This window comes from Streptomyces sp. NPDC048484, assembly GCF_040651415.1.
GTDB lineage: Bacteria > Actinomycetota > Actinomycetes > Streptomycetales > Streptomycetaceae > Streptomyces.
In genome coordinates this window covers 1-21,324 of sequence record NZ_JBEZJY010000058.1, presented here as the reverse complement: position 1 = coordinate 21,324, position 21,324 = coordinate 1, and the positions used below count along the sequence as shown (strand labels likewise).

General features: G+C 70.6%; 18 protein-coding genes and 2 pseudogenes. 13 read left to right on the top strand and 7 right to left on the bottom strand.

The annotated features are described in order from the left end of the window. The 5 genes from AB0D14_RS38695 to AB0D14_RS38675 all read left to right on the top strand — a co-directional run bounded on the left by AB0D14_RS38695 (position 1) and on the right by AB0D14_RS38675 (position 6,901). The gene (locus AB0D14_RS38695) at positions 1-930 is read left to right on the top strand and encodes an NAD(P)-dependent oxidoreductase (RefSeq protein WP_362788229.1); all 930 of its coding nucleotides are present in this window, start codon (positions 1-3) and stop codon (positions 928-930) included. Between the two features lie 89 nt (positions 931-1,019). Further along, a complete protein-coding gene (locus AB0D14_RS38690; RefSeq protein ID WP_362788227.1) occupies positions 1,020-2,975 on the top strand; it encodes an FAD/NAD(P)-binding protein in 1,956 nt (651 codons plus the stop codon). A gap of 4 nt (positions 2,976-2,979) precedes the next feature. Then, entirely contained in the window at positions 2,980-4,440 is a 1,461-nt protein-coding gene (locus AB0D14_RS38685) for an adenylosuccinate lyase family protein (protein WP_362788225.1), read from the top strand. An 11-nt stretch (positions 4,441-4,451) separates the two neighbouring features. Further along, positions 4,452-5,168, top strand: a complete 717-nt coding sequence (fabG, locus tag AB0D14_RS38680) for a 3-oxoacyl-ACP reductase FabG (protein WP_362788223.1) — start codon at positions 4,452-4,454, stop codon at positions 5,166-5,168. Between the two features lie 71 nt (positions 5,169-5,239). After that, positions 5,240-6,901 (top strand): AMP-binding protein, encoded by a 1,662-nt coding sequence (locus tag AB0D14_RS38675; protein ID WP_362788221.1) that lies wholly within the window; start codon positions 5,240-5,242, stop codon positions 6,899-6,901. 127 nt (positions 6,902-7,028) lie between these two features. Here AB0D14_RS38675 and AB0D14_RS38670 read toward each other — a convergent pair whose 3' ends face one another. After that, positions 7,029-7,841 carry a methyltransferase domain-containing protein gene (locus tag AB0D14_RS38670; RefSeq protein WP_362788219.1) on the bottom strand — a complete coding sequence of 271 codons (813 nt, stop codon included), beginning with the start codon at positions 7,839-7,841 and terminating at the stop codon, positions 7,029-7,031. 260 nt (positions 7,842-8,101) lie between these two features. Here AB0D14_RS38670 and AB0D14_RS38665 point away from each other — a divergent pair. Continuing rightward, positions 8,102-8,218 (top strand): annotated as a pseudogene (locus tag AB0D14_RS38665) (IS5/IS1182 family transposase); the annotation flags it as partial. Positions 8,219-8,351: 133 nt separating this feature from the next. Then, positions 8,352-8,567, top strand: a complete 216-nt coding sequence (locus tag AB0D14_RS38660; protein WP_362788217.1) for a dodecin — start codon at positions 8,352-8,354, stop codon at positions 8,565-8,567. Positions 8,568-8,645: 78 nt separating this feature from the next. On the opposite strand, the gene AB0D14_RS38655 is transcribed toward AB0D14_RS38660, so the two are convergent. The 3 genes from AB0D14_RS38655 to AB0D14_RS38645 form a co-directional block, all read right to left on the bottom strand. Further along, positions 8,646-9,161 carry a hypothetical protein gene (locus AB0D14_RS38655; RefSeq protein WP_362788215.1) on the bottom strand — a complete coding sequence of 172 codons (516 nt, stop codon included), beginning with the start codon at positions 9,159-9,161 and terminating at the stop codon, positions 8,646-8,648. Positions 9,162-9,238: 77 nt separating this feature from the next. Continuing rightward, the gene (locus AB0D14_RS38650; RefSeq protein ID WP_362788213.1) at positions 9,239-10,030 is read right to left on the bottom strand and encodes a sulfite exporter TauE/SafE family protein; all 792 of its coding nucleotides are present in this window, start codon (positions 10,028-10,030) and stop codon (positions 9,239-9,241) included. A gap of 149 nt (positions 10,031-10,179) precedes the next feature. Continuing rightward, entirely contained in the window at positions 10,180-11,232 is a 1,053-nt protein-coding gene (locus AB0D14_RS38645) for a LacI family DNA-binding transcriptional regulator (RefSeq protein WP_362788211.1), read from the bottom strand. A 130-nt stretch (positions 11,233-11,362) separates the two neighbouring features. On the opposite strand from AB0D14_RS38645, the gene AB0D14_RS38640 reads away from it, so the two are divergent. The 4 genes from AB0D14_RS38640 (at position 11,363) to AB0D14_RS38625 (ending at position 15,523) form a co-directional block, all read left to right on the top strand. Beyond that, positions 11,363-12,541 carry a phytanoyl-CoA dioxygenase family protein gene (locus AB0D14_RS38640; protein WP_362788209.1) on the top strand — a complete coding sequence of 393 codons (1,179 nt, stop codon included), beginning with the start codon at positions 11,363-11,365 and terminating at the stop codon, positions 12,539-12,541. 17 nt (positions 12,542-12,558) lie between these two features. Next, complete coding sequence (locus AB0D14_RS38635; protein WP_362788207.1) at positions 12,559-13,335, top strand: SDR family oxidoreductase; 777 nt, start codon at positions 12,559-12,561, stop codon at positions 13,333-13,335. 32 nt (positions 13,336-13,367) lie between these two features. Then, positions 13,368-14,393 (top strand): Gfo/Idh/MocA family oxidoreductase, encoded by a 1,026-nt coding sequence (locus AB0D14_RS38630; RefSeq protein ID WP_362788205.1) that lies wholly within the window; start codon positions 13,368-13,370, stop codon positions 14,391-14,393. 89 nt (positions 14,394-14,482) lie between these two features. Continuing rightward, positions 14,483-15,523 (top strand): LLM class flavin-dependent oxidoreductase, encoded by a 1,041-nt coding sequence (locus AB0D14_RS38625; protein WP_362788203.1) that lies wholly within the window; start codon positions 14,483-14,485, stop codon positions 15,521-15,523. 201 nt (positions 15,524-15,724) lie between these two features. On the opposite strand, the gene AB0D14_RS38620 is transcribed toward AB0D14_RS38625, so the two are convergent. The 3 genes from AB0D14_RS38620 to AB0D14_RS38610 are packed head-to-tail and all read right to left on the bottom strand — an operon-like array spanning position 15,725 to position 19,177. Continuing rightward, a complete protein-coding gene (locus AB0D14_RS38620; protein ID WP_362788200.1) occupies positions 15,725-16,474 on the bottom strand; it encodes a succinate dehydrogenase/fumarate reductase iron-sulfur subunit in 750 nt (249 codons plus the stop codon). Continuing rightward, positions 16,471-18,468: a fumarate reductase/succinate dehydrogenase flavoprotein subunit gene (locus AB0D14_RS38615; protein ID WP_362788197.1), complete on the bottom strand. Its 1,998-nt coding sequence runs from the start codon at positions 18,466-18,468 to the stop codon at positions 16,471-16,473. The genes AB0D14_RS38620 and AB0D14_RS38615 overlap by 4 nt, the downstream gene beginning before the upstream one ends. A 1-nt stretch (position 18,469) precedes the next feature. Further along, a complete protein-coding gene (locus AB0D14_RS38610) occupies positions 18,470-19,177 on the bottom strand; it encodes a succinate dehydrogenase (protein ID WP_362788194.1) in 708 nt (235 codons plus the stop codon). Positions 19,178-19,271: 94 nt separating this feature from the next. Between AB0D14_RS38610 and AB0D14_RS38605 the strand changes: the two genes are divergently transcribed. Further along, on the top strand, positions 19,272-20,156 hold the full coding sequence (locus AB0D14_RS38605; RefSeq protein ID WP_362788191.1) for a LysR substrate-binding domain-containing protein: 885 nt from the start codon (positions 19,272-19,274) through the stop codon (positions 20,154-20,156). A 180-nt stretch (positions 20,157-20,336) separates the two neighbouring features. Continuing rightward, positions 20,337-21,297 (top strand): annotated as a pseudogene (locus AB0D14_RS38600) (helix-turn-helix domain-containing protein). The last annotated feature ends 27 nt before the right edge of the window (positions 21,298-21,324 follow it).

The window sequence follows — 21,324 nt, the reverse complement described above, 5'->3', positions numbered from 1 at the left end:
GTGCGGATACTTGTCGCAGGATCCACCGGAGTGGTCGGCCACCCCCTGGTGGGCGCGCTGCGGGCGCGGGGCCACCAGGTGAGCGCGCTGGTACGGGAGGACTCCCGGGCCCGCGCTCCGGAAGCGGACGCGATCCTGGTCGCCGACGTCCTCGACCGGGAAGCGCTGCTGGCCGCCGTGTCGGAGGCACGCCCTGAGGTGGTCGTCCATCAGTTGACGGCGCTGCGACTGATGGGCGACGACCCCGCGGGGGCCTTCGCCCAGACAGCGCGACTGCGCACCGAGGGCACCGCCAACCTGGTCGCGGCGGCCCTCACGGCCGGTGCCCGGCGGCTGGTCGCGCAGTCCATCGCCTTCGCCTCCGCGCCGACCGCAGACACGCTCGTCGACGAGGACGTACCGCTGTACGTGGACGCCCCGGACCCCGGCTGGGCGGCCACCGTACAGGCGGTTGCCGAGCTGGAGGCACAAGTACTGGGCGCCGCACCGGAGTTGAGCGGCGCGGTGCTACGGTACGGGACGCTGTACGGCCCCGGCACCATGTACGCCCGTACTGGCGGCGGGACCGCGCAATTCGTACTGGCGGGGAAGTTCCCGCTGCCCGAGGGAGGGGCCGGGGTCACCTCGTTCCTGCATGTGGAGGACGCCGTGGGGGCGGCGGTGGCGGCCGTGGAGTCGGAGGCCACCGGCGCCTTCCACATCACGGACGACGAACCGGCCCCCGCCGCCCAGTGGTTGCCCCACTACGCCCGGGCGCTGGATGCTCCGCCGCCACCCGCGATCCCCGCGGAGATGGCACCCCGGCTGCTCGGCTGGTTCATGGCCCACCAGCTCACCGCGGCGGCCGGCGCATCGAACGCCCGGGCGCGTACGGAACTCGACTGGAAGCCGCTGCGGCCGAGCTGGCGCGACGGGCTGGGCCAGGAATGACCGAACCCGAACCCGGGTCCGGAGTCAGAGCCGGAGCCGGACCTGAACCAAGCCATTCGGGTGACACCCGCGATGCCGTCGTCGTGTGCGTGGTCGGCGCCGGTCCGCGCGGGCTGTCGGTCCTGGAGCGGCTCTGCGCCAACGCGGGCGAGGCCGGCCGGCCGGTCGTGGTCCACCTCGTCGACCCGTACCCGCCGGGCCCGGGCGCCGTGTGGCGCACCGACCAGCCGCCCGAGCTGCTGATGAACACGGTCGCCTCCCAGGTGACCCTGTTCACCGACGACAGCGTGCCATGCGCGGGCCCGTCGGGACCGGGCCCGAGCCTGTACGAGTGGGCGCGCACCCTGGAACCCGGGGTGTACCCGCTCCGGGTCCTGGCGGAGGCCCGCCGCCTCGGCCCGGACACCTACCCGACCCGCGCCTTCCACGGCCACTACCTGACGTGGGTCTTGCGGCACCTGTTACGCACCGCACCGCCCGAGGTCGCGGTCCACACGCACCGGACGACGACGATCGCGCTGGCGGACGACGATCGGTCCCCGGACGGCCACCAGACAGTGACCCTGGCGGACGGCGACCGGCTCACGGGCCTCGATGCGGTCGTACTGGCGCTGGGGCACGGGCAGTTGACCCCGAGCCCGGAGGAACAAGCACTGCACTCCTTCGCCGCCCGCCACACCGCAGACGCCGGCGCCGGCGTGTCCTACGTGTGCCCCGCCAACCCGGCCGACGCCGACCTGAGCGGAATCCGCCCCGGCACCCCGGTCGCCCTGCGCGGACTCGGGCTGAACTTCTTCGACCAGTTGGCCCTGCTCACCGAGGGCCGAGGCGGCACGTTCAAGCAGGGCGACCAGGACGGCCAGGGCGCCGGGCTCGTGTACATCCCGAGCGGCAACGAGCCGGTGCTGTACGCCGGTTCGCGGCGCGGAATTCCGTACCACGCACGCGGCGAGAACGAGAAGGGCGCGCTGGGCCGCCACCACCCCCGGTTCCTGACCCCGGAGGTCATCGCGGGACTGCGGCGACGGCCGGTCGGCTTCCGTGCAGACATCTGGCCGCTGATCGACCGCGAGGTCCGGACCGTCTACTACGAGGCGTGGCTCCGGGCCGCCCAGGGCCCTTGGGCGGCGGCGGAGTTCGTACAGTCCTGCTTCGCGGGCCGCGACGACGAGTCGGTCCTCCTCGACCGGTACGACGTACCGCCGGACGAGCGCTGGGACTGGCAGCGCGTTGAACGCCCGTACGGTGAACGGCACTTCACCGACCGCGCCGACTTCCGGCACTGGCTCCTCGCATACCTGCGGCAGGACGTCGCCGCCGCCCGTCTCGGCAATGTGAACGGGCCGCTGAAGGCAGCACTGGACGCGTTGCGGGACCTGCGCAACGAGGTCCGGCTGGTGGTCGATCACGGAGGGGTGTCCGGTGAGTCGTACCGGGCCGAACTGGACGGCTGGTACACGCCGTTGAACGCGTTCACCTCGATCGGCCCGCCCGCGTTCCGGATCGAGCAGCTGATCGCGCTGATCGAGGCGGAGGTGCTGCATGTGGTCGGTCCGGGGATGCGGGTGTGTCCGACGGACGGTGACGGCGGTCTCCCGGGGCCCGGTTTCCTCGTGGACGCGGAGGGCGTGTCTCAGCCGCCGGTGCTGGTGAGGACGCTTGTCGAGGCGCGGCTGCCCGACATCGACCTGCGGCGCAGCGCCGATCCGCTGCTGCGGGGGCTGCTGGCGGAGGGCGGGTGCGTCCCGTACCGGCCGGGCGGCCACGAGACGGGCGGGATGGCGGTGAGCGACGGCGCGCCCCGACTACTGGACAAGTCGGGGCGAGCGCATCCTCGCCGGTTCGCGTTCGGGGTGCCGACGGAGGGGGTTCGCTGGGTGACGGCGGTAGGCATCAGACCAGGCGTGGGCTCGGTGACACTGGAGGACTCGGACGCGATAGCGCGGGCGGTACTGGGACTGGGAGATGGAGTGAGTAGGCGTGAACTGCCGCTGTTTCCAAGGCAGTTGATGGCAGGTCAGGTATCCGGCGCAGGGAGTCGATGAGTCGATGAGCATGAACGGCAGGATGGCCCCCGCGTCCGTCGGCACAGACGCGGGGCTGCTCGCACCCACATGGGCGGGCACGCCCGCAGCGGCCGAAGTGACCGACGAGGCCTGGCTCCAGGCCATGCTCGACGCGGAAGTGGCCTTGTCCCAAGCCCAGTTCGAGGTCGGCCTGACACCCGCCGCAGCGCTGGCGTCGATCGCCTCCCAGGCCCACGCGGACCGCCTGGACCTGGTCGCCCTGGCGCACGCGGCCCGAGGCGCCGCCAACCCGGTGGTCGCCCTGGTCGCCGCCTTCACCGAGGTGGTCGCCGCGAAGGACCCGGCCGCCGCCGAGTACGTACACCGGGGTTCGACCAGCCAGGACATCCTGGACTCGGCGGCCATGCTGATCGCCCGCCGCGTACTCAACCTGATCGCCACCGACCTCGAACGCACCGCCACCGCCCTGGCCGCACTGGCGGACACCCACCGCCACACCGTCCTGGCGGCCCGCACTCTGGCCCAGCACGCGGTACCCACGTCCCTCGGCCTGAAGGCGGCGGCCTGGCTCCAGCTCGTCATGGACGCCCTGACCCGAGTACGGGCGGTAGCCAGTGAGCTCCCCGCCCAACTGGGCGGCGCGGCAGGCACGTTGGCCGCGTATCGCGAGTACGCGACCTTGGACGGCGGGGCGGGAAGGTCGGGAAGGTCATCCGCTGGGAGCGAGGGTGGAATCGAGTTGCTGGCCCCCTTCGCGAAGGCCCTCGGGCTGGCGGAGCCGACGCTGCCGTGGCACACCGTACGCACGCCGATCGCCGAACTGGGCGCGGTGCTTCAGCTGGTCACCGGGGCGCTCGGCAAGTTCGCACTGGACGTGCAGACACTGTCCCGTACGGAGATCGGCGAGCTGTCCGAGCCGGCGGCTGCGGGCCGCGGCGCCTCGTCGGCGATGCCGCAGAAGCGCAACCCGGCCCTAGCCACCCTGATCGTGTCGGCAGCCCGCCAAGTCCCCGCCTACGCCCTGGTGTTGGCCCAGAGTCTGCTGGCCGAGGACGAACGCCCCGCCGGGGCCTGGCACGCCGAGTGGCAGCCCTTGCGGGAGGCACTGCGGCTGGCCGGTGGCGCGGCGCACACGGCGGTGGAGCTGGCGGAGGGTCTGATCGTCCACCCGGAACGCATGCTGGCCAACCTCGAACTGACCGGCGGAGCGATCGTCACCGAACGACTGGCGGTCGTACTCGCCCCGATGCTCGGCAAGGCGCACGCGAAGAAGCTGCTGTCGGCCGCCTCGGTCGAGGCGGCCGACACGGGGCGGACGATCGGCGAGGTGCTGTCCGGCCACCCCGAACTGTCGGCCCGTTTCACCCCCGCCGAGCTGTCGGAACTACTCGACCCGGCCCGCTACACGGGCGCGGCCGACGCGCTGGTCGACCGGGCGCTGCGCAGATACGGGGAGCACGGAGACAACGGGGGCGTCCGATGAGCGAAGGCACGATGATTCAGGCAACGCCCCGCTCGGTCCTGGTGACCGGGGGAAACAGGGGGATCGGGCTGGCCATAGCCCGCCGCTTCGTGGCGGCCGGGGACCTGGTCACGGTGACCTACCGCAGCGCGGCACCGCCCAGCGACGAGGGCTTTCTTTCCGTGCGCTGCGATGTGACGGACAGTCAGCAGGTGGACCAGGCCTTCAAGGGGGCCGAGTCGGCCCACGGTCCGGTCAGCGTCCTGGTCGCCAACGCGGGCACCACCCAGGACCGGCTGCTGGTACGGATGAGCGAGGCGGACTTCACCTCCGTCATCGACACCAACCTCGCCGGAGCCTTCCGCGTCGCCCAGCGCGCGGTGCGCGGAATGCTCCGGGAACGCCACGGCCGTATCGTGCTGATCTCCTCCACATCGGCACTGCACGGCGCCGCCGGGCAGACCAACTACGCGGCGGCGAAGGCTGGGCTGGTCGGCTTCGCACGGTCGCTGACCCGCGAACTCGGCCCCCGGGACATCACCTGCAACGTGGTGGCTCCCGGCCTGACCGAGACGGACATGACCCGTGCGCTCACCGAGGAGCAGCGCCAAGAGCTGCTGCGGCAGACCCCGGCCGGACGGCCGGCCCACCCCGACGAGGTCGCCGACGCGGTGGCGTTCCTGGCCGGTGCCGGTTATGTACGCGGCGCCGTGATCCCGGTCGACGGAGGCGCCGGAATGGGGCACTAAGAGCTGCCCTGACGGCATAAAACAGAACAACGTCACAAAGTTGCACGATTGATCCTATTGGAAGTGAAGTCGTGAACCCGATCACCACGTTGCGCCCATCCGCCACCACCGTGGAGCGGTACCGCAAGGAGGACCTCTGGCGCGCCGGCAGCATCCTGGACGACCTGGCGCGATGGCATGCCGAGACTCCCGACGCCCCCGCCCTTCTCGTGTCGGAGGGCGGCCGGGGCCTCCTGCAGCTGAGCTACGCGCAGTACGCCGAGTATGTGGACCGCTTCGCCGGCGCGTTGCACGCGCTGGGGGTGCGCAGCGGTCAGGTCGTCGCGATGCAGTTGCCGAACCGCTGGCAGGTCGGACCGCTGCTACTGGCCTGCGCCCGGATCGGGGCCGTCGCCGCGCCGATCATGTGCGCGTTCCGCCCCCGTGAGCTGGAGCGGATGCTCCGCCGGCTGGATGCCGTCGTCTGCGTGACCATCGATCGGTGGGACAACTTCGAGCACGCCGCGGCGCTGGCCGAGATGGCACCCCGGCTGCCCGCACTGCGCCACCGTGTGGTGCTCGGCGAGCCACCCGCAGACGAGCACGACGGGGACTACGGGGACGACGGGGAACTCGACTTCCGCGAGTACTTCGAGCACACAGAGCACGGCACCCTGCCGGATCCGTCCGTCGTGGACCCGGACCGGGTCTCCTTGGTGCTGTTCACCTCCGGTACCTCCGGCGAGCCGAAGGCTGTGCTGCACACCCTCAACACCTCGTACGCCTGGTACGCCCCCCTCGCGACCGCCGACGGCATCGGCCCCGACAGCCGCGTCTACTCACCGAACGCGGCGACGCACATCGTCGGCCTCACCATGGGGATCTTCATGCCGCTGCACCGCGGGGCCTGCGCGGTCATGACGGACCTCTGGGAGCCGGAGGCCGTCATACCCTTCCTGGCCCAGGCCCACGTCAGCTGGATGGTCATCGTCCCAGTCTTCCTCTCCACGCTGATCGACGCGATGGAACGCACGTCGCTACGACTGCCCACCGTGCGGCTCATCCGGGCAGGAGGCACCACGGTCCCGCAGCCGCTGTTCAGACGGGTGACCGAGACCTTCGGAATCCCGCTGGATGTGGGCTGGGGCATGACTGAGGGCGCCAACACCTTCACCCGCCACGGAGAACACCCGGACCTGGCCGACCTCACCGTCGGGCGCTGCGCCCCGGGCCACGAGATCGACCTGCGGGCCGACCACCCGGTCAGCGACGACCGACCCGGACGTCTCTTCGTCCGCAGCCCTTCGCTGTGCCTGGCCACCTGGGGCCGGGACGACGGTCGACTGACCGTGCTCGCCGAGCGCAACGACGGCTGGTACGACACCGGTGACCTCGCGGCACCGGACGGCCACGGCGGCATCCGGCTGCACGGCCGGGCCGAAGACCGGATCGGCATCATCATGATCCCGGTCAGTGACGTCGAGTCGGCACTGCTGGACCACCCCGACGTACGGGATGTCGCCCTGGTCGGCTACCCGGACGGCCACGGCGGCGAGCTCGCCTGCGCGGTCGTCGTACCGGGGGAGCGGACGCCCACCCTGGAGGGCCTGCGCGACTGGCTCGGCGGGCTCGGCATGAGCGAATGGTGCCAGCCATCCCGCCTGGAACTCCTGCCCGAACTGTCGCGCAACCAGACCGGCAAGGTGCAGAAGAACCTGCTCCGGGAACGGCTTCAGCTCCACTCGGCCGACTAAGCGGTTCGGGTCGCCCGGGAGAATCACCCGGGCGACCCGACTACCTACCAGTCCCTGTTCCGACCCTACGTGGGTCCGAGTCCGTCAGACTCGGGGCATCCCGGCGCCACTCGGCGGGCATCGGCGGCTACGACGTCAGGCGGGCCGTGGTGATGAAGAAGGTCGCCGTCGCGGTGAAGGCGTTCCGGCGGGAGAGATCACTCAGGTCGTCCTTCCACCGTGCCGCCGCCTCCTCGCTGACGGTGCCTTGGGCGAGAGCCGCCGTTAGGGCCGGCTCCAGTACCACGTCGAACGCGGACGCGTGGTCGTTCAGGGCCGCCATGACGGGAACGATCTCGATGCCGGTGAATCCGGCGTCGGCGAGGTGGGAGGCGCTGTGGGTGCCGGCGTGGGGATTCGGGACGGCTGAGCAGAACGCGTCCTTGACCGCGTCGGTCGTCTCCGGGAACCGCGAACTCACCACCATCGACGCGAGATCGGGGTCCGCGAGAACGATTGTCCCGCCCGGCCTCAGCACCCTGCGGGCCTCGGACAGTACCTCGGCGGGAGTGCCGAAGTGGAGGAAGGTCCGCTCGGACCGGTACCACGACAGTTCACCGTCCTCGAACGGCAGCTCGAAGGCGCTGCCCCTGACGACGCTGCAGTGCGGGAACCTGGCCAGGGCCGCGTCGACCATGGCCTGGCTGCTGTCGACCCCCACGGCGTCCTTCCCGAGCCGTACGAGATCCGCGACGGCGCGGCCGGCGCCACACCCGATGTCCGCTCCCTTGCCCTCGGAGGCCTCCAGGGCGCGGTAGGTGACCTCCCGCACAGCGCGGCCGCTCTCGCTCTCCTCCATCTTCTGCAGATAGGCGATGAAGTCCTCGGGGACGTCGGACGAGTCGACGTCATGGAAGCATGCGGCAAGGCTTTCGGCGGTGCGTGGTCCTGTGGTGTCCACGTGCAGCTGTCTCCCGTCAGGGGGTGCCTGATGCTTCAGTTCGGGTGGCGCTTGTCGATGAGCCAACTCAACGTAATGGTACGGGAGTTGACGGTGAGGCGGGAGCGCTGGACCCATTGAGGTGTTCTCGGCAACGTGGCGGTTGCGGTGCGTGATCACGCCTTGGGCGGCGGGGTGGTGACCTGGCGTCAGACAGGGGTGAAGCCCCTGGTAGGAACAAGTCTGCGAAGATCACGTTCCGTACACACCAGAGGCTCCACGTGGCGTCCAGTGTCACCTGTACCGCCGTGCTCGATGTCCGCAGGGCGACCGCCGAGCATCTCGCGACACTGTTGCGCGGACACCGCGAACTGCTCGACACCCGCAAGGGCACCCGCCCGAGTCCATGTGCCTCGGGCCCAGGTGCCCCAGGTCCATGTTCCTCGGGCCCACATCTCGCGGTCCCCCGCCTCGTGGGGCACCGTGGATTGACGCGTGGCACACGGGCCACGGCGGAGAGGAGCAACCCGCATGTCCGACCACACCTACCGGGTCACCGAGATCGTCGGGACCTCGCACGAGGGCATCGACCAGGCGATCCGCAACGGGGTCAGCCGGGCCTCGCAGACCTTGCGCAACCTCGACTGGTTCGAGGTCACCCAGGTCCGCGGGCAGATCGAGAACGGGCAGGTCCAGCACTACCAGGTCGGCCTGAAGGTCGGCTTCCGCCTGGAGGACTCGGCCTGACGACGGCCCTGGCCCGCACTTCGGACGGACCGGCCGGCCCCTCCCGCGTTCGCGCGTTCGGGAGGGGCCGGTGGCTCGTCAGGTCCGCCCGTCCCGCTCCTGCGCCACCTTCAGCGCCGCCGACGCGGCGGCCCAGCGTGCCCGTACGACGGTGAACCCGGCTCGTTCGGCGTCCTCGCAGACCAGCTCGTCGTCGTCCACGAGCACCCTGATCTCGCGGTCCCGGGCCAGCCCGCGGAGGATCTCCAGCTTGGTGCGCCGGGCGGGCCTGCGGTCGTCGTTGCGCCGCATCCGGATGCGGCCCTCGGGCAGGCCCTGGGCGGCGATCCAGGTTTCCGTGTCCCGGCGGCAGCGCTCGGGCCGCCCGGTGAGATAGAGGACCTCGCACTCCTGGGCGTACTCCAGGGCCAGCGCCACTCCCTGGGCCAGAGGCGGGTCGTGCGGCGCCGCGGCGAAGAAGGCGTCCCAGTCCCGCGGCCTGCGCTCCAGGAACCGCTGCCGGTGCGCGCTGTCGGCGAGCGTCCCGTCGAGGTCGAAGACGGCGAGGGGCCTGCGCGCGTCCGATCCGGGGCGCGGCCTGCTGTTGTTCGTCACAGCGCCCACCCTAGGACGCCGTTTTCCGCACCGTCACAGCAGTAGGCGCAGGCGTTCCCGGCAGCAGGCGCAGGCGTTCACGACGCGGTGGCATCCCGCCACAGGGTCCACGCGAGTCCGAGCCCGGCGAGGGCGATCGCGACCCGAAGCGGGGCCTCGGGCAGTCGCCGCACCACCGCGGGTCCCATCCACGCGCCCACGAAGCAGCCCAGACCGAGTGTGACGGCCGCGTTCCAGTCGACCGGGGCGAGAAAGGCGTAGGCGAGGGCCGCGGTGATGTTGGCCGCGCCGGTGGCTATGTTCTTGACCGCGTTGGTCACGGGCAGCGGCTCCGTCGCGGACAGGGAGAGCACGGCGAGCATCAGGACACCCGCCGCGGCGCCGAAGTAACCGCCGTACAGACCGACCAGCAGCACGGCACAGGCCAACGGGAGTCTCGGCACGGAGGCCGTTTCGGGCCTGAACCTCGCGGTCAGCCGTCGCAGAGGCTCACGAGTCAGGATCAGCACCGAGCCCAGGGCCACGAGCCACGGTACGACCAGCTCGAACGTCGACGACGGTGTGCCGAGGAGCAGGGCCGCGCCGATCGCCCCGCCCAGGGCCGCCGTGACCCCCAGCCGGATGAGCCGTCCGCGCTGCCCGCGCAGTTCGGCCCGGGACCCCACCGCGCCGCCCACGGTGTTGGAGAAGAGCGCCACGGTGTTGGTGACGTTGGCCGCCACGGGCGGAAGGCCCGCCGCCAGGAGTGCGGGGTAGCTGAACAGCGAGGCCAGACCGGCGATCGAACCGGCGAGTCCGGAGGCGACGCCGGCCGCCAGGAGCAGAAGTACGGCGCCGGGGCCCGACTGCCCGGCGATCAGCTCGCTCACGTGACCCTCTCGTCTCCCACAGGTCGCACCTGGACCTGGGCGCCCCATGCGTCAGCGTTCCATATTAGAGACACCATCTGCATACGCAGACAGCAGGGGCCGGACGGCAGGGTCGGACCGCCGGGCCGGACGGCAGGGGTCAGGACGCCTCAGCCTCCGACTCCGAACGGCGCGAGAGGAACGCCGGGCGGCATGTTGTACGGCGTGACCACCTGGATCGCCGAGGGCAGGAAGGGCCCTTCGTCGGGAAGGGCCTGGTGGGCGCGCATGATCGTCTGGCAGGCGCGGCGCATGTCCTGGCGCAGGTCGTGATGGAGCACGGCGGACAGACGGCGTTCGCGCAGGAACCCGGTGTTGTCGTGGTCCAGGTCGTGGGCGATGAACACCGCGCACTCCCGCCCGAGGGTGTCGAACGCGTCGAGGGTCGCCGCGTTGCCACCACCGGCCGAGTAGACGGCGACGACCTCCTCGTCCCGCTTGAGGGCGTCCAGCACAAGGTCCCGTTGAGTGGCGTCCAGCCCGTCGCTGTCGGTGACCTCCACCACGGACCGTCCGGGGTGCGCGACACGCATGGCGCTGCGGAAGCCCATCTCCCGCTCCTCCTCACCACGGAAGGAACCCCGGCTGATCGTGGCGAGCACGTTGCCCGGCCGGTCACCGAGCCACTGCCCGACGAGATAGGCGGCGGTGGCGCCCGCCGCCCGGTTGTCGATACCCACGTACGCCATGCGCGCACTGCTCGGCAGGTCGCTCACCAGCGTGACGACAGGGATGCCCGCCGCGACCAGCCGGCTGACGGCGGCGCCGATCTCCGGCAGGTCCGGCGCCTTGAGGATCACCCCCTGCGAGCCACGCTTGGCGATCTTGTCCATGGTCGCGACCAGATCCGAGACGGGACAGGTCTCCCGGAAGTGGAAGCGCGATCGCACCACGGCGGGGTGCAGGGACGGCAGTTCGGCTTCCAGGGCGTCCCGTACGGCGGTGGAGAAGCGGTCCGGCGTCTGCATCACGATGTCGATCATGAACGTGCGTCCACCGATGCGCACCTGGGTCCGCTGACGGTCCAGATCCTTGATCGCCTGGCGCACCTCCATGACGGTGCTCTCCCGTACGCCGCCCCGGTCGTTGAGGACCCGGTCGACCGTGGCCCCGCTCAGACCTGCCTGGCGGGCGATCTCTCTGATCGGATATGGATGTCGCATGGCGGTCCCCGAAAGCAGAATGATGGACTTTTGATGGGCCTCTGCGCATTGTATGACGGGCTCTGGTTCCACAAGACTGGCTGAAAAGCAGACAGGCAAGCAGCTGAGCAGGCACGGCGAAGGGACCGGGATGCCCCCCACGGAGGCGGGAACTCCGACGTGGCTGAGCGAGGAGGACTGCGATCTCGACGCGTTCCGCTCGCTGGTCGAGCAGAGCACCGAGCAGCACGCGTATCCCTCCGCCGAGCGGACCGAGCAGAACGTCCTGGTGTACGCCGGTGACCGGATCCGCGACCTCGCGGCCACTCCTGGGGGACGCCGGGCGGTGCAGGCCGAGCTGGTGCGGGCCCTGCTGGACGGGCCCGGTGTCGTGGTCCTCACGGGCGCGTTCACGGACCCCGGAGTCGTGGACGCGGCCTCCGGTGTCTTCGACGCGCTGATCGAGGAGGAGCGGTCGACCGGAACGGCTCGCGGCGACCACTTCGCCGAGGCCGGCGCCAACGACCGGGTGTGGAACGCCCTGGACAAGATGGCCCTGCGTGCGCCGGAGGTGTTCGCGGACTACTACGCCAACGACATGCTGGCGCTGGTCTCCGAGGCCTGGCTCGGCCCCGCCTACCAGATGACCTCGCAGATCAACGTGGTCAACCCGGGCGGCGCCGCGCAGAGCGCGCACCGCGACTACCACCTCGGCTTCCTCTCCCAGGAGCAGGCCGCCGCCTACCCGGCGCACGTCCACCGCCTCTCCCCCGTCCTGACCCTGCAGGGCGCGGTGGCGCACTGCGACATGCCCGTCGAGTCGGGGCCGACGCTGTTCCTCCCGTACTCACAGAAGTACGAGCCGGGCTATCTGGCCTGGCGACGCCCGGAGTTCGTCGCGTACTTCGACGAGCATCACGTCCAGCTCCCGCTGGAGAAGGGCGACGCGGTGTTCTTCAACCCCGCGCTCCTCCACGCCGCCGGACACAACAGGACGGCGGACGTCAAGCGCATGGCCAATCTGCTCCAGGTCTCCTCGGCCTTCGGCCGCGCCATGGAGACCGTGGACCGGCAGGCCATGGCCGACGCCGTGTTCCCGGTGCTGCTGCGCCGCAAGGAGGAGGGCGCCTCGGAGAGCTGGCTGCGCCACGTGGTCGCCGCCACGGCCGAGGGCTACCCGTTTCCCACCGATCTGGACCTCGACCCGCCGGTCGGCGGTCTCGCTCCGCCCTCCCAGGCCGACACTCTCTGGCAGGCGATCGCCGAGGGCTGGGCTCCGGCCCGGCTCCGCCAGGAACTGCAGGCGGGCGCGGAGCGCCGCCGGAGCTGAAGGAGACACACGCACTCATGGGACTGCTTGAGACCCCGCTGCTCGAAGACCTGGTCGTCCTCGTCAACGGCGGCAGCCAGGGCGTAGGCGCGGGAATCGTCCGGGCGGCCGTACGCGAAGGCGCGACCGTCGTCTTCACGGGACGCCGGGCCGAGGTCGGCGGGAAACTCGCCGCGGACACCGGCGCCCGCTTCGTACGCGCGGACCTGTCGGACGCGGCACAGGCCCGCGACAGCGTGGCCCGGACCGTGGAGGCGCACGGGCGCGTCGACTGCCTGGTCAACGCGGCGGGGCTCACGTCCCGCGGTTCGCTCCTGAACACCACGCCGGAGCTGTTCGACGCGCACATGGCGATCAACGTGCGGGCGCCGTTCTTCGCGATGCAGGGCGCGGTCGCCGACATGACGGCCCGCAAGGCGCCGGGCACCATCGTGAACGTCATCTCGAACTGCGCGCACGGCGGCCCGCCGCATCTGGCGCCGTACTCCACGGCGAAGGCCGGCCTCGTGGGGCTGACCCGCAACGCGGCTCACGCACACCGCTGGGACCGGATCCGGATCAACGGCCTGAACATCGGCTGGACGGACACCGAGGGCGAGGACGCCACCCAGCGTGCTTTCCACGGTGCGGGCGACGACTGGCGGGAGAAGGCCGCCGCGTCCCAGCCGATGGGCAAGCTCGGGCAGGTCGACGAGATCGCCGATTTCGTCGTGTTCCTGCTCTCCGACCGCAGTGGTGTGGTGACCGGCTCGGTCATCGACTGGGACCAGACCGTCTTCGGCGGGCTCGACTGAACCGCCCTCTGGGCTGAAGGAGCAAGATTCGCATGCGTATGGGCATCATGGGGCTGGGCCGGATCGGCGCGTTCCACGCAGAAACCCTGTCCGGACTCGAAGCGGTGGACTCACTGGTGGTCACCGATCCGCTCGCCACGGCGGCCTTGTCCGCGGCGGAGCGGTTCGGGGCCACCGCGGTGGACTCTCCCGAGGCGGTGTTCGCCGCCGGCGTCGACGGAGTCGTGATCGCCGCCGCGACCGACGCGCACCCCGAACTGATCCTCGCCGCCGTCAAGGCGGGCATCCCGGTCTTCTGCGAGAAGCCGGTGGCCCGCGGCGTCGAGGAGAGCCTCGACGTGCTGCGTGCGGTGGAGGCCGGCGGAGTCGAGGTGCACATCGGCTACAACCGGCGCTTCGACGCCGGCTGTGTCGCCGCGCGCCAGGCCGTGGTGAGCGGCGAACTCGGACTGCTGCACACCGTACGGTCCACCACCCTGGACCCGGCGCCGCCGCCCGCCGCGTACGTGGCCGGCTCCGGCGGCATCTTCCGCGACTGCAGTGTGCACGACTTCGACATCGTGCGCTGGGTCACGGGCCGCGAGGTCGTCGAGGTGTACGCGACCGGCGGCAACCGGGGCGCGGACTACATCGCGGCGGCGGGCGACGTCGACACCGCCTCCGCGCTGCTCACGTTCGACGACGGCACGATCGGCGTCATCTCCAACTCCCGGCACAACGCCCGCGGTTACGACGTCCGCCTGGAGGTGCACGGCATGAGGGACAGCATCGCCGTGGGCCTGGAGGACAAGCTGCCGCTGCGGTCCGTCGAGCCGGGAGCCACCTTCCCCGCCGGCGCCCCGCACCACTTCTTCATGGACCGCTTCGCCGCCGCCTACCGCGCCGAACTCACCGCGTTCACCGAGGTCGTGGCGGGCTCCCGCCCCTCCCCCTGCACCGTGGCCGACGCCCTCGAAGCGAGCTGGATCGCCGAGGCCTGCACGCTGTCGCTGCGCGAGCACCGGCCCGTACGACTGGAAGAGGTGCGCACGGACCGCGACCGGCCGGCCACGCTCTGAGAGGGACGGAAGAAATCCGCGGAACGACTGTTGAGACAACAGAGATGAGACACCAGAGAACAGAGAACAGTCCTTCCGGCGGAGAAGCCATGTCGAACCAGCAGGATCACGAACCCCGACAGGATCGGGGCTCTCGTGCGGCGGTGACACGGTTCTCCGTCCTCGACCGCTCGCGCACCCGGGAGGGGCACGGGGACCCCGAGGCGCTGCGCGACACCGTCCGGCTGGCGCGGGAGCTGGAGGGGCTCGGCTACCACCGGATCTGGGTCTCCGAGCACCACGCGGTGCCGGGCGTCGCCGGTTCCGCGCCGACCGTACTGGCCGCCGCGGTCGCCGCAGCGACCAGCTCGATCCGGGTGGGCACGGGCGGGGTGATGCTGCCCAACCACCAGCCCCTGGTGGTGGCCGAGCAGTTCGGTGTCCTGGAGTCCCTGTTCCCGGGGCGTATCGACATGGGGTTGGGCCGCTCCGTCGGGTTCACGGACGGCGTACGGAAGGCGCTGGGCCGGGACAAGGATGTCGCCGACGACTTCGCGGCCCAGCTCGACGAGCTGCTCGGCTGGTTCCGCGGGACGTCCCCGACCGGTGCGCACGCACGCCCCGCCGAGGGCCTGACCGTGCCGCCGTTCGTGCTGGCCATGGGCGAGGGCGCGACGATCGCCGCCCGGGCCGGTCTTCCCATGGTGATCGGCGACCTCAGGAACCGCGAGAAGATGCGCCGCGGCATCGACCACTACCGCGAGACGTTCCGGCCCTCCGCCTGGGCGCCGGAGCCGTACGTGGTCATCTCCGGCACGGTCGCGGTCGCGGAGACACCGGAGGAGGCCCGCCGCCTGCTGCTCCCGGAGGCCTGGTCGATGGCGTACTCCCGTACCCACGGCACGTTTCCGCCCCTGCCGTCCGCCGAGCGCGTGGAAAGCATGACCATGACGGAGAAGGAGCGCGGTTTCTACGAGTCCGGCCTCCTCGGCCACATCGTCGGCACCGAGGAGCAGGTCGCCCACGAACTGGAGACAGTGATCAAGGAGACCGCGGCGGACGAGGTCCTGGTCACGACCAGTACGTATGACCGGGAGGCGCTGTTGGACTCGTTCCGGCGGTTGGCGCGGGTCGCACTGCCGGCCGCGTGAGACAGATCGGGAAGCTCAGGTCCAGTAGGCGGAGCGCCAGATGGTCACCCACTCGCAGCCCGGCGGACCGCGGATGGTCCGCGAGCCGCAGGGAGCGGTCCTCCAACTGGCCGTAGGTGAGGCGCGGGGAACTGCGCGACCGGCCCCCACCGGCCGGCAGCAGGACAACGGCCGAAGGCGGTTTCCGCAGCCGGCGGAGCCCTACCGCTTGGCCGCCTTCCGAGAGGCCCGCAGCCACTCCTTGTTCATCCCCGTGATGGACATCAGCGGAATCCCCTTGGGACAGGCGGTCGCGCACTCACCCGCGAGCGTGCACCCCCCGAACCCCTCCGCGTCCATCTGCTCCACCATGTCCAGCACCCGTGTCTCGCGCTCGGGCGCCCCCTGCGGCAGCACGTTCAGATGGTTCACCTTCGCCGAGGTGAACAGCATCGCTGCGCCGTTCGGACAGGCCGCCACGCACGCCCCGCAGCCGATGCACTCGGCGTTCTCGAAGGCGAAGTCCGCGTCCGGCTTGGGCACCGGCGTGGCGTGCGCCTCCGGCGCGGCACCCGTCGGCGCGGTGACGTATCCGCCGGCCTGGATGATCCGGTCGAAGGCGGTCCGGTCGACCACGAGGTCCTTGACGACGGGGAAGGCGGAGGCGCGCCACGGCTCGATGTCGATCGTGTCGCCGTCCTCGAAGGACCGCATGTGCAGCTGGCAGGTGGTCGTGCGCTCGGGCCCGTGCGCGTCGCCGTTGATGACGAGCGAGCACGCGCCGCAGATGCCCTCGCGGCAGTCGTGGTCGAAGGCGACGGGGTCGTCGCCCTGGAGGGTGAGTTCTTCGTTGAGGGTGTCCAGCATCTCCAGGAAGGACATGTCGGCCGAGATGCCGTCCACTTCGTACGTGGACATCGCTCCGTCGGCGTCGGCGTTCTTCTGCCGCCAGACGCGCAGGGTGAGCTTCATGCGTAGCTCCGCTGGGTGGGGTGGACGTACTCGAAGACGAGGTCTTCCTTGTGCAGGACGGGTGCGTCGCCGGTCTCGGTGAACTCCCAGGCGGCCGCGTAGGAGAACTCCTCGTCCCGGCGGTCCGCCTCGCCGTCCGGGGTCTGGGACTCCTCGCGGAAGTGGCCGCCGCAGGACTCTTCGCGGTGCAGTGCGTCGAGGCACATCAGCTCGGCGAGTTCCAGGTAGTCGATGATCCGGTTGGCCTTCTCCAGCGACTGGTTGAACTCCTCGCCGGTGCCGGGGACCTTGATGCGCCGCCAGAACTCCTCTCGGATCTGCGGGATGCGTTCCAGGGCCTTGCGCAGCCCTGATTCCGTACGGGCCATGCCGCAGAACTCCCACATCAGTTCGCCGAGTTCGCGGTGGAAGGAGTCGGGGGTGCGGTCGCCGTCGACGGCGAGGAGCAGCCGCAGCCGGTCCTCGGTGTCGGCCAGCACCTCCTGGACGACGGGGTGTTCGTCGGTGACCTCGTCGTCGCTGGAGCGGTGCGGGTTGCGGGCGAGGTAGTCGTTGATCGTCGACGGCAGGACGAAGTAGCCGTCGGCGAGGCCCTGCATCAGCGCGGACGCGCCGAGCCGGTTCGCCCCGTGGTCGGAGAAGTTGGCCTCGCCGACGGCGAACAGGCCCGGGACGGTGGTCTGGAGGTCGTAGTCGACCCAGAGTCCGCCCATCGTGTAGTGCACGGCGGGGTAGATCCGCATCGGCACCGTGTACGGGTCCTCGGCGGTGATCCGCGCGTACATGTCGAAGAGGTTGCCGTACTTCGCCTCGACCGCCTCGCGGCCCATGCGCCCGATGGCGTCGGCGAAGTCGAGGTAGACACCCTGCCCGCCGGGGCCGACCCCGCGTCCCTCGTCGCAGACGTTCTTGGCGGCCCGGGAGGCGATGTCGCGGGGTACGAGGTTGCCGAAGGCCGGGTAGACGCGCTCCAGGTAGTAGTCGCGCTCGTCCTCGGGGATCTGGTTCGCCGGGCGGTCGTCGCCCTTCGCCCTCGGGACCCAGATCCGGCCGTCGTTGCGCAGTGACTCGCTCATCAGCGTCAGCTTGGACTGGTGCTCGCCGGTGCGCGGGATGCAGGTGGGGTGGATCTGTGTGAAGCAGGGGTTGGCGAAGTACGCGCCGCGCCGGTGGGCCCGCCAGATCGCGGTGGCGTTGGAGTTCATGGCGTTGGTCGACAGGTAGAAGACGTTGCCGTACCCGCCGCTCGCCAGGACGACGGCGTCCGCGTAGTACGTGTCGATCTTCCCGGTGATCAGATCGCGGGCCACGATCCCCCGTGCCCGCCCGTCGACCACGATCAGGTCGAGCATCTCGGTGCGGGCGTGCATCTCGACGTTGCCGGCCGCGATCTGCCGCGACAGCGCCTGGTAGGCGCCGAGGAGCAGCTGCTGGCCCGTCTGGCCGCGGGCGTAGAAGGTACGGGAGACCTGGACGCCGCCGAAGGAACGGGTGTCGAGGAGCCCGCCGTACTCGCGGGCGAAGGGCACGCCCTGGGCGACGCACTGGTCGATGATCTCCACCGAGATCTGGGCGAGCCGGTGGACGTTCGACTCGCGCGCCCGGAAGTCGCCGCCCTTGACGGTGTCGTAGAACAGGCGGTGGACCGAGTCGCCGTCGTTGCGGTAGTTCTTCGCGGCGTTGATGCCGCCCTGCGCGGCGATCGAGTGGGCCCGGCGCGGGGAGTCCTGGTAGCAGAACTGCACGACGTGGTAGCCCTGTTCGGCGAGCGTGGCGCCGGCGGAGCCGCCCGCGAGACCCGTGCCGACGACGATCACGGTGTGCTTGCGGCGGTTCGCGGGGTTGACCAGCTTGGCCTCGAAGCGGCGGGTGTCCCAGCGCTCGGTCACCGGCCCTTTCGGGGCCTTGGTGTCGACGACCGGCTCTCCGGTCGTGTACTCGGCGAATGTCGCGTATTCGGCAGATGTTGCGTATTCGGCGGATTCAGAGGTCATGTCAGCTCACCACTCCGGTCATCACGCCCACGGGTACGGCGATGAAGCCCGCCGTCAGCACCAGCGCGAGCACGTTGGCGATGGTCTTGAGAGCTCGGTCGCGGGTGCGGCTGCCCACGCCGAGGGTCTGTGCCGCGCTCCAGAAACCGTGCTGGACGTGCAGGCCGAGCGCGAGCATCGCGACGATGTAGATGGCGTTGCCGTACCAGGTGGAGAAGGTGTCGATCACGTTCTGGTACGGGTGTCCGGCCTGGAAGCCGTTCGGGTGCACGGTGCCGGTCGTCAGGTCCAGGATGTGCCAGACGATGAACAGGCCGAGGATGATCCCGCCCCAGCGCATGGTGCGCGTCGCGTAACTGGCCCGGGGCTTCTTGTGTACGTATTTGGTGGGGCGCGCCCTGATGTCGCGGCGGCTGAGCTGGTACGCGGACACGGCGTGCGCGACGACGGCGGCGACCAGGACCACGCGGAAGATCCACAGCGCCCACTCGTAGTGCAGGAAGGGCTCGCCGAGGGTGCGCAGCCAGTGCGCGTAGTGGTTGAACTCGCCCGATCCGAAGAAGATCTTGAGGTTGCCGAGCATGTGGACGGCCAGGTATCCCAGCATGATCAGGCCGCTGCCGGCCATCACGGTCTTCTTGCCGACGGACGAGTCCCACATGCTGCGCGTCATGGACGGTTTTCGGTCCGTCCGCGTTGCCAGAGCCATGGGAGTGACGCTACGGCCGACCGGTCCGATCGGTCCAAGACATGGTCCGGCTCGTTTCCATAGGCGATACCTATCGTTGGCGTAGGATCGGAACATGCAGTTCCAGCAGCTCCAGTACTTCGTGGCGGTCGCCGAGACCCGGCACTTCACCCGGGCCGCAGATCTGGTCCATGTGGCCCAGCCGTCGCTCTCCCAGCAGATCAAGGCGCTGGAGCGGGAGTTGGGGGCCGACCTCTTCCTCCGGGCGCGCGGGAACATCACGCTCACGGACGCCGGCGAGTCCCTGCTGCCGCTGGCCCGGCGCATCCTGGCGGACGCGGACACGGCCCGGCACGAGGTGCGGGAGCTGGTCCAGCTGCGCAGCGGCCGGGTCCGGCTCGGCGCGACGCCCAGTCTGTGCACGGGCCTGCTGCCTGATGTGCTGCGCGCCTTCCACGACCGCTATCCGGGCATCCGGCTGCTGATCGAGGAAGGGGGCTCCCACGACCTCGTACGGGAGCTGGCCCGCGGGGCGCTCGATCTCGCGCTCGTCGTCCTGCCGCTGCCCACGCCGTCGCCCGCGCTAACCACGGTGGAGGTGCTGCGGGAGGACCTGGTCGTGGTGTCCTCGCCGGAGGCGCCGGCGCCGGGGCGTGGCCGCCGGACCGTACGCGTCCCGGATCTGGAGGGTGAACGCCTGGTGATGTTCCGGCACGGCTACGACCTGCGCGAGCTGACAGTCGCCGCGTGCCGCTCCGCGGGGTTCGAGCCGGACTTCGCGGTGGAGGGCGGGGAGATGGACGCGGTGCTGGAGTTCGTCCGGGCGGGGCTCGGGGTGGCCGTGGTGCCCCGGATGGTGGCGACCCGGTCGGGGCGGGGGTTGCGGGTCACTCCGCTGGCCCGGCCCGGCCTTGCCCGGACCATCGCCCTGGCGCACCGCAGTGACGTGGCTCCGCCGCGGGCGGCGCGGGAACTGCAGCGGATGCTGCTTGAACGGTGAGCGCCGTCCGCTTGGGCGCGGTGCACTGGAGCGCTGTTCAAGTCCGCGGCCGCGTGGTGACCGGCCGCGCAGTTCCCCTCGTCCCCTGCGGGGCTAGTGCTGTGACCGCGTAGGTTCGCCGGGTTGGCGGTCGTGGCGGTTGGATGTGAGGTGACGTCCGATCCGTCCGCTGGAGGTGCGGTGGCTGAACCTGTCCGTGTGCGCAGACTGACCGACCAGGAGGGTCAGAAGCTGCAGCGGATCGTGCGCCGGGGCAGTACCAGCACGGTGCGCTACCGGCGCGCGATGATGCTGCTGGCCTCGGCCGGCGGGAACCGGGTACCGGTGATCGCCCAGCTGGTACAGGCCGATGAGGACACCGTCCGCGACATGATCCACCGGTTCAACGAGATCGGCCTGGCCTGCCTGGACCCTCAATGGGCGGGAGGCCGTCCCCGCCAACTCGGTCCTGACGACGAGGATTTCGTCATCCAGACGGCCACCACCCGACCCGCCAAGCTCGGCCAGCCCTTCACCCGCTGGTCACTGCGCAAACTCGTCTTGCGCAAAGTCCACGGCCGCATCATCCGCATCGGCCGCGAAGCATTACGCTGCCTACTCGCCCGCCGCGGCGTCACCTTCCAGCGCACCAAGACGTGGAAGGAGTCCCCGGAGCCATGGCTGCTACTCGGTCGGCGACGGCCGTTTGTGGGGCGTCAACCGCCGCAGGAAGGGTGCCGGGAACACGCTGGCCGCGCTGAAGTCGATCCGCGCCGCCCCCCCCTGACGGCACACCCATCTACGTGATCCCGGACAATCTGTCCGCCCACAAGGGCGCCGACATCCGCCGCTGGGCGAAGAAGAGCAAGGTCGAGTTGTGTTTCACTCCGACCTACGCCTCGTGGGCCAACCCATCGAGGCGCACTTCGGACCGCTGCGGCAGTTCACCATCGCCAACTCCCACCACGCCAACCACACCATGCAGACCCGGTCCCTGCACGCCTACCTGCGCTGGCGCAACGCTAACGCCCGCCACCCCGACGTGCTCGCCGCCCAGCGCCGAGAACGCGCCCGTATCCGCAGCGAGAAAGGCATCCGCGTGCGACACGAAGTCGCTCCTCACAAGTGGACGACCTACGAGAGGAAGGAAGTCATCATGTAGATCGTCCCGGACAAGTGTCCAAGGTCC